At 64.5% G+C, this 9,274-nt stretch carries 1 protein-coding gene; it reads right to left on the bottom strand.

Annotation, left to right across the window (positions count from 1 at the left end):
• Positions 1 to 298: 298 nt before the first annotated feature.
• Positions 299 to 9,217 (bottom strand): IPTL-CTERM sorting domain-containing protein, encoded by an 8,919-nt coding sequence (locus tag G3480_RS23685; protein ID WP_206171863.1) that lies wholly within the window; start codon positions 9,215 to 9,217, stop codon positions 299 to 301.
• Between the last annotated feature and the right edge of the window lie 57 nt (positions 9,218 to 9,274).

Genomic DNA, 9,274 nt, shown 5'->3' with positions numbered 1-9,274 from the left:
GCGTCCGACCATCCAAGGCCATCGGGATCGGGATCGGGATCGGGATCGGGATCGAACCGACGATAGCGATTCCGATCCCGATCCCGATCCCGATGGCATGACATGACTCGTCGGTCTGAGGCGAAGCCTCCCTAGGAGTTTCCAGACAGCTTCTGAAGGATGCGCGGTGCCCACTCAACCGACTGGGCGCTCCGATGATCAACGCCGACCCCGAAGGATGGCGCCAACATGATCGAGGTGGCGCGGGCGATAAAAAAGCCGCGAATGGCGCTGTTCCGCCATCGCGGCTTTCGCCGTTTCAGCGTCGCCGGAACCCTCGCATCGACAGGCCAGACAAGAGGACCATGAGCGACAGCACAAGCATTCCCCATTCCGACAAGGTTGGAATCGGATTGGAGGGGAGGGGTGGGGTCACAGGCACCGGGGTCACCGTGCCCCGATTGTTGGCCGCATTCGGGTCGGACTCGCGGCCAGCCACCGTGGCGGTGTTGGTATATGGACCGGTTGCGTTGACACGTCCAGCAATCCGCAACGTCACGCGGGCACCCTTGGCCAAGGTCCCGATATACCATTCTCCCGTTTCCGCGTTGTATCTCCCCTGGCTCGGATTGTTCGAGACATAGGTATAGCCGCGGGGCAAGGGATCGCTGACTGTCACTCCGGTTGCGGTCTCCGGCCCCTGGTTGCTGGTCGTTAGGGTAAAGGTGACAGTGTCGCCGATGATTGGCCGAGTCCTGTCAACAGACTTGATCACCGCCAGATCGGCCTGCGCCGATGGCGTCACCGGCGATTCGCTCGGCGGCACATCCTCCGGGTCGATGTCAGACGGCGGCAGATCCGGATCCAGACCTTCCAGTTGGGTCAGATCGTAGGTTTCAGCGACGAAGGTCTCTCCCTCGGCCTCCGGCGGTGTCCACTCGGATTCGCCTTGATTCTCATAGGTCTCCTCCGCCTCGGGGCGATCTACCAGGACGTCGAACGCGATCTCCAGTCGGTTGGGGGCCTGGCCAATGGTGCCGAGGGTAACCCCGAAATCCGCGCCGAAATTGGCGAGCACGCGCACGCGGCCGCGCGGAAAACTCGCGCTCGGCGGATCGAAGCCGCAAAGATCGACGCTGGTCGTGCCATAAGCCGTGCAGGTCGGCGTGCCGGTCATCGTCATGCCCACCGGCGGCGGATCGGTGATGGATACGTTATCGGCCCGGATCACGTTGTCGTTCACCCAGACCATGGTCCAGCGCACGAGATCCTGTCCATCCACCCGCCCGTTCTTCACCCCAAAGGGCGGATCGAAGACATAACCGAAGATGGCCGGAATGCTGTCCGAGCCCCAGGCCGGGTCCGCACCCGGTATTAGAGTGCCGTTCGACTCCACCGGGGTCATGGTGAGTTCGACATAGTTCAACAGGCTGATATCGCGTGTTTCCTCGTAGTACCACACTGCCGTCGCGCCGGGCGCTAGGGGTAGGGTGCCGGAGCGCAACCGCATCCCATCCTGGTTCGCGGGGATAACATTCAGCCCCTCGTCGGTGAAGACCGGCGCGTCGAGCCAGGTCTCGCCTAGATTGGTGGCGCTGAAACACCAGGTCATCGCCACTGGGACGCGATACTTGTTGACCACGCTGATTTGCTTGGAGCCTGGGCAACCCGCGCCATCGTCCTGACTCAGATAGGCAGTCTTGACCAATTGGAGCTGGCCGCCGACATCCGCGTCGGTCAGCGTGGATGCCTGAGACTCGTTATTGGACGCGTCCACATCGAGCGCGGTCGTCGCGATCTCGCTCCACACCTCGACCGGTCCCGCTTGGGGCATGGTGTAGCGCACCACGAAGGAGAGGCTTTCACCCGCCTCCAGCGTATCGGGCAGGCCGGTAAGCCTTATCCGCCCATCGCGTGGGTCATAGACGCAGGTGACGCCCTCGCAGGTCACTCCCTCCAATCCCGGCGTCAGGAGCAACAGATAGGTCAGGCCGTCGGCCGTCGTGGGGCCATGATTGGCATAGGTCACATTCACCTCGACCTCATCGCCAACGTCCGCCCTGGCCGGTGCCGTCACAGTGGTGGCGACATCCGCGACAGACTGCGCCGCAACGGGAATGGTGGCACTCGCGCTGTCAAGGTAGTCATTCTCGCCGCCCTCCGCATTGGTGTCGCCATCGCCGGTACGGCCGCTGTCGGGATCTCCGGTGGCGTCGGGTTGCGACGCCCAGCGCAGACCGGCCTGATTGACCAGGGATTGACCGAGCGGCGCGGCATCGTTGACGCGGACACCATAGGTCAGGGTCGTCCGGCCTTGTGTCAGGGTTAGCGAGGGGATCCTGAAGGTCAGGGTCTGGCCATCGATCTCCGGCGTCGGGCTGCCCGACTGAGCGACATAGCTCAAGCCTGTCGGCAAGGTATCCGTCACCACCAGATCGTGGGCGTTGGCTGTGCTTTCCGAGAGATGACTCACCGTTAGGGTGTAGCTCAGCTCATCATCGAGCATGACCGGTTCCGTCGCGTCGGTGCGTTTCTCGATGCTGAGCTTCGGCTCGACGACGATCAGGTTCAGCGGCTGGATCCCCTCGGCTGGATCGGCGTCGAAGACGAGCGTCCGGGTCTGACCGCCCCCGTCCTGGTAGCTGACTTGGGCGTGATTGCCCAGGGTGGCGCCGGCCGGGTTGGTCGCGGCGACATTGGCGACCCGCGCGACGAGATCGACCGTGAGAAAGTCGTTGTCGCGCTGGCCATCGGCGGGGTTGATCACCGTCCCCAGATCGAAGCTCAGGATCGTCCGGCCCTCTGCGTCCGTGGTGGTTGTCAGACCATGCCCGCTGTCGTTGAACTGGTGCGTCATGCCGAGCGAACCGACTCCGATCGATGACGACTCATAGAGCATGCCGGCCGGCAAGGTATCCGTCAGTTCGACCTGATCGGTCCGGCCCTCGATCAGGCTGAGGGTCAGGCGGTAGGTCACCAACTCGCCAACCGCATAACGGGTGCCCGCGGAGTCGGGATAGAAACGCTTGTCCAGGGCGGCGGTATCGCCAATGGTCAGGACCGGCGCCTGGGCGACGACGTGATAATTATCGAGTGTCGCCGGATCGTCCTGATCCGAGCCGCCCTCTCCGGTGCGGGCGTTGGCGTCATTGCCCGACAGGCTGGCGAAATCAGCGGTGACGTCGTTGAACAGCTGTTCGCCGGGTGTGACGAGATCGGTCAGCCGCGCCTGGAAGCTCAGTCTGATGCTCGCGCCGACCGGCAGCGTGAAGGGCGTGGCGGTCGTCAGACCGGCGGCATCCAACACAAAGACGCTGGCACCGACCCCGCCCGTCCCGCTGACGCTCAGGGTTCCCGGTACGCCCTCCAGGCCATCCGGCAAGAGATCCCGCAGATCGATGTCGTGGGCGGCGGTAGTGGCGGTGCCGCCATTGCTCAGGTCGATGGTGTAGACGACGGTATCGCCCGCCTGGAGATCGGTCGTTGGCGTGACATTGAGGGTCAAGGCCACGCGCGGCTCGCCGACCAGTGCCGTCTGGCTCTGGATGGCGGTCTGCTGGGGCTTGTCGGTGCCGGGGTCGGTGTAGATCAGTTGCGCGCCATTGGTCAGGGGGACGTTGTTCTGATTGGCCAGCACATTGTCGACCCGCGCCTGATAGGTCAGGGTCTTGGTCGTGACGTTTAGCGTTCCCAGGTCGAAGGTCAGCAGCTGTCCGGAGACGGACACCGTTTCGCTTGCGCTACCGGCGACATAACTCATCCCGGCCGGCAGGGTATCGATGATCCGGGCCCCATTCAGACTCATCCCCGCCGGCAGGCTGGCGGTGACCCGATAGTGGACGATCTCGCCAATGGCGTAATGCGCCTGGGGGTCATCGATGGACTTGGTCAGCCCCGGCGTTCCGACCACGATGGTGGCATTGGCGTTGGTGGTGTAGCCGTTGCTGCCCGTGAAGTCAACACCGGTGTCGCCGGTGCGCTCGCCATCCAGATCGCCCGGATCGCCCGGTGTCAACCCAAGGGTTTCGTCAGCCGGGACGGTGCCATGGGCACCCGGCAGACTGGTCCAGGTCGCCGTCGCGGAATTGGTGATCTGGCTGCCAGAGATGCTGCCCGCCGTGGCGTCGAAGGTCAGGGTGACCGTGGTGTCGGGGGCGATCTCGTCGATGTCGCAGGTCAGGTTACGACCGGCGACCGAACATCCGCCGGTCGAGGTCGAGGCGCTGGTGAAGACATCCGGCAAGGCATCCGTGACGCTCACATCGTAAGCGGGCGCATCGCCCTGGTTAGTCACAGTCAAAGTGTAAGTCGTGGTGCCGCCGCTCGGCAGCAGTGAGGACGGCCCGGCGGTCTTGCCCAGGACGAGACTGGCCTCACGGACCTGGACGGTCGTCTGGATCGGAGTCGCGGTCTGCGACTGTGAGAGCGCATTCCAGTAACTGACCGTGCCGGCATTGCTCAGCTTGGTCCCGCGTACATTACCGCCCACATTCAAGACCAGCACCTGATATTGCAGGGTGTAGGTCGCTGTTTGGTTCGCGTCGGAGTTGGCGACATCGCCCAGCGCCAGAATCAGGGTCTGATCGTCGCTGGCGACATCGGCGGACACGTCCGTGAAGGCGTCGTCGGCGTTGCCCTCCACGTAGGCCGGCTGGTCGTTGATTCCACCCGGATTCGTCGTTGACCTGAGCGTCGCGGCCGAGCGCGCCAGGCGCGCCGAGCCATCCAGATAGCGCAAGCCGCTCGGGAGTGTATCCAGCAATTGGACCTGAGTGGTCCCACCCGGCGGGATGCGGATCGCCAATTGATAGGTCAGCACCTCACCAATCAACGCCTGGCTGGCGTCGGTGACGGGTTCGCTATGCGCGACCACCAGCTTGCCGACGGGTGCCGGACGCTGGTCCTCGTTGACGACCGTGGTGAGCGTGGTGTTGCTCGTGGCCGACAGATCGGTGGCGGAGACGTCGGCATGGTTCTGGATCACAGTCCCGGTTGGAACCCCGCTCCCGATGGTCACCTGGAAGCTGATCGTCGCGGTCTGGCTGGCGGCGAGCGTGCCCAGATTGACCGAGACCGGATCGCTGTCGACAACCGCGCCCTGGCTGGTCGTCACGGAGCCGGCGACGACATTGGTATTGGTCGGAATGACATCGGTCAGCCGGACATCCGTCGCATCGACTGTTCCCGTATTGGTCACCGTCAGGCTGTAACGCAGCCGGTCATGGGCGCTGGGCAGTCCGTTGCCGTTCTGGTCGAGCACCAGTTCCCAGCGCTTAGCGACATCCAGCAGCGGCGGGGCACCATTAACGGCGGTGAAGACCGTCGGCTGATTGCCGTCCTCGGGGCTGGCGTTGCTGTCGGTGGTCGTGACCTGGGGCTTTCCATCAGGGTCCGTATAGGCGACGGTCGCCTGATTGATGAAATCGCGACGGCTATTGTCCGGAACGCCGCTGACCGTGGCGCGGAAAGTCGCGGTGACGCTGGCATTGACGGCTAGATCGCCTGCTATCCAGGTCACCTCGCCATCGACAACCGTCAGCGTGCCAGTCGCCGTGCTGGCGCTATCGGCGACATAGGTCAGGCCGGCCGGCAGGGTGTCGGTCAGACGCGCATTGGTCAGCGTTGTACCACCAGTGTTTTGCAGCGTCAGACTGTATTGCACGGTATCGCCATTGCCGATGGTGGAGCCGGTCCCGCCAAACTTGGCCACCATTTTCTCCGCATACAAATCGCCCGCGGTCAAGTCGCCGCCGACTCGGATATCGGCGCGGTTGGTGGGCGTCGGCACGGTTTGATCCGAGTCCACCACGCCCTGGTTGCTGATCACCGTGCCGGTGGGGGTGGCGGCGTTGACCGTCACCTCGAAGGTGATGGTCACCGTGGCAGCGCTGGCCAGCTCACCAATGTCGACCATGAGCGGATCGGTGCTGTCATCGACGCTGCCTTGGGTGCTGGTCAGCGATCCGTCCACATAGCTGGTGTTGGCCGGAATGGCGTCGGTGAAGACAACGCCGGTGGCTGTCTGCGCGCCTTGATTGGTTAGCTCGACCCGATATTCCAGCGTATCACCGGGATCGACCTGGCCGTTGTTCGTGAGGTCGCCGATCAGGCTGACGCTCTTCACAGGATAGAGGAAGGCGTCCAGGTTCGGCGTCACACTGAACGTCGCCGCATCGGCGTAGTCATTGAGCGCGTCGTCCGGGTTCAATGGCCCCGTGCGGCCGCTGTCTGCGGCACCGGTGGCCTCGGGTTGGCTGGCCCAAGTCAGGTTCGCGGAATTGGTCAGTTCCTGACCGGCCGCAGCCGCGGACGCCACCCGCGCACTATAGTCGATGGTGGTGCTGTCCTCGGTCTGGGTCAGACTGGCACGCGCCCAGCGCAGGGTCTGGCCGTCGACGCTAGGTTCGGGGCTCGCCGAGCCGGGCACATAGCTCAGCCCGACCGGCAGCCGATCCTCGATCACGAGGTCGAAGGCATCGGCGGTGCTGGCGACGCTGTGATCGATGCGCAGCGTGAAGCCAACCTCGTCGCCGAGGGACACGGTGTCGCGGTCGGCCGTCTTGCTCAGCGCGAGCGCCGGCTCGACGATGGTCAGCTCGAGCGGCTGAATGCCTGCCTCGTTGTCATCAGCGTCATAGGAGCGCATTACCAGAAGACCGTCGGCATCAAGGAAGCTCAGCTCGGCATCGTTGCCGAGCACCCTACCGTTCTGGTTGGCAGGGATGTTCTCGACCCGGGCTCGGATGTCGATGGTCAGGAAGTCATCGTCGCTCTTAGCATTGGCTGGATTGTCGACCTGCCCGAGGAAAAAGGTCAGTGTCTGACCGTTGACTGTGCTCGGCTGATCGCTCGGCCCGATCGACTGCGCGGTCGCCATTCCGGTATTACCCAGTCCGACTTCTGCATCCAGAAACTGCAGGCCGGCCGGCAGTTGATCGATGACCGTCAGTTCATCGACGGTGCCTTCGATCAGGGCGACCCGCAGCCGATAGGTGACGGTCTCGCCGATCGCGTAGCTGGCGTCGGTCGCATCGGGGTGGAAGCGCTTGTCGAGCTGCACCGGGTCGGCGACGGTGACGGTCGGCGAGCGTGCCTCGGCGTTGTAGTTGTCGAGCACGCTATCGTCGCCCTGCAGGCCGTCGCCACTGCCGTCGCGCTGATTCGGGTCGTCGCCGGGGCGGCTGCTGAAGCCGGCATCAATCTGGTTCTGCAGCGTCTGGCCGGGGAACACGCTATCGGCCAGCGTGGCACTGAAGCGGACCACGAGCTGCTCGCCAACCGCCAGATCGAAGGCGCTGCCGCTCCAGGTGTCGCCGTCGGGCGTCAGCACCGGCTCGACATCGCTTCGGTCGACGTCCCGGGTCAGACTGGCAACATCGCGCAGTCCAGCGGGCAGCACGTCGCTCAGGACGACGCCGTAGGCGGTGCGTGTTCCGTCGTTACCAACGGTGACCTCGAAGGTGACGCTGTCCCCGGCATCCAGGTCTGCGGTGTTGCCGACGATGGTCTTCTCCAGGGTCAGCCTGGGCTCACCCACCGTGACGCTGTCGTTGGCCGTCAGCGGCGTGGCCGGCTGGCCGGTGCCGGGATCGGTGAAGTCAAACGCGGCGGTGTTGGCCAGTCCCTGACCGTCTTGGTTGCTGAGCTGGTTGGCCACCCGCGCCTGGTAACGGACCACGAGCTTACGGCTGTCGCTATTCGGGTTGCGCAGGGTGCCGACGTCGGCAGTGAGCAGTGTCCCACCTTCATTCGTCGCCGTGGTGAAGTCGCTCGGGCTGTTGCTGATGGTCAGACCGTCCAGTTCGAGCGACAGCGAGTCGCTGATATAGGTGAGTCCGTCGGCGAGCTGGTCGCTGAGTACGGCGCTCGCGAGCGCGGCACCGGCTGGCACGCTCAGACGCAGTTCGTAGTCCACCACGTCGCCGATCGCATAGCGCGATTGCTCATCAAGCACGGTCTTGCTCAGCGCGGGCTCACCGATCAGCACCTCTGCGCTGTCGCTTCCGTTGAAGTCGTTGGCGCCGACACCGGAGCCCGTGCGCTCGCCATCGGCGGCACCCGGATTGCCCGGGGTGGCATCGTCCGTGCCCCGCGCGCCGGGCAGGCTGGTCCAGACGGCGTTCGCGGTGTTCGGAGTGCGCGACCCGACAGCGAGGTCGGAAGGCGATTGCACGCGATAGGTGACGGTGACGCTGGCACCGGCCGGGAGCTGGTCAATGTCGATGGCGAGCTGATCAGTGGTTAGGTCGCTGTTGTCGACGAGGCCCTGGACGCCGCCGGTGGAGTTGATCTCGACCACCTCGGTCAGATCCCAGCCGTCGGGAATCAGGTCGCTGATGCGGGCGTCGTAAGCCGGGGCCGCATCCTCGGCGTTGCTCAGGACGACGGTATAGGTGACGGTCCCGCCGCCCGGCAGTAGCGTCATCGGATCAGCTTCTTTGCTAACGGTAACGTCGGGCTCGATCACCGCCACCTCGGCACTGACCGAGCTGAGCTGCACCGGCTGGTTGAGGGCATTGAAATAACCGAGCGTGGCGCTGTTGGACAGCGCGCTTCTGCCGGCATAGTTTTCGGCGATGTTTTGCACCACGGCCTTGAATTGCAGACGGTAGGTCGCCGGCTGGGAATCGGAGTTGATCACGTCCCCCAGGAAGACGCGGATGTCCTGACCGTCCTGCTGCAGCTCGGTGTTATCGGCAAGTGGCGTAAGCACCCCGCTTAGGGCGCTATTGATCCCGCCGGGATTCTGCGATGCGGTCAGTCCAAGATCGAAGGTGCGGCTGAGCTGCGCGGTGTTGGCGACATAGCTCAGTCCCGCCGGCAGGGTATCGATCAGCGTGGCCTCGCGCAGGGTGCCAACCGGCACGTCGACGCTGACCGCGAAGGTGAGCACTTCGCCGATGAGGACATCGCTGTCGCTGCTGGCGTCTTCCGAGCTCGCCGTGAGCCGCTTTGTCAGATCGCCAGGCTGCGCCGGGCCAGGGCCGGGGTTGTCTGGGTCGGAGACCGGCGTCAGCGTCGGGTTGCGGCCGTCGTTCGGATTGCCGTTGTCGTCGCTCTGGACGGCGGTGAAGTTGTTGCCGGTGACGGTGCCCTGGTTGGTGATGATGGTGCCGCCGACGACGCCGCCGTCGATGGTCACCTGGAAGCGTACCGTGGCGACCTCGCCGGGCAGCAGGGTGCCGAGGTTGATGGCGATGGGATCGGTGCCGGTGACTACGCCGACGTCGGTGGTCACCGAGCCGGACACCAAGGTGGTACCGGTCGGGATCGCATCGGTCAGTCGGGCGTCGAC

Source organism: Thiorhodococcus mannitoliphagus, from assembly GCF_010915725.1.
Lineage (GTDB): Bacteria > Pseudomonadota > Gammaproteobacteria > Chromatiales > Chromatiaceae > Thiorhodococcus > Thiorhodococcus mannitoliphagus.
This window is presented reverse-complemented; position numbering and strand designations above follow the sequence as displayed.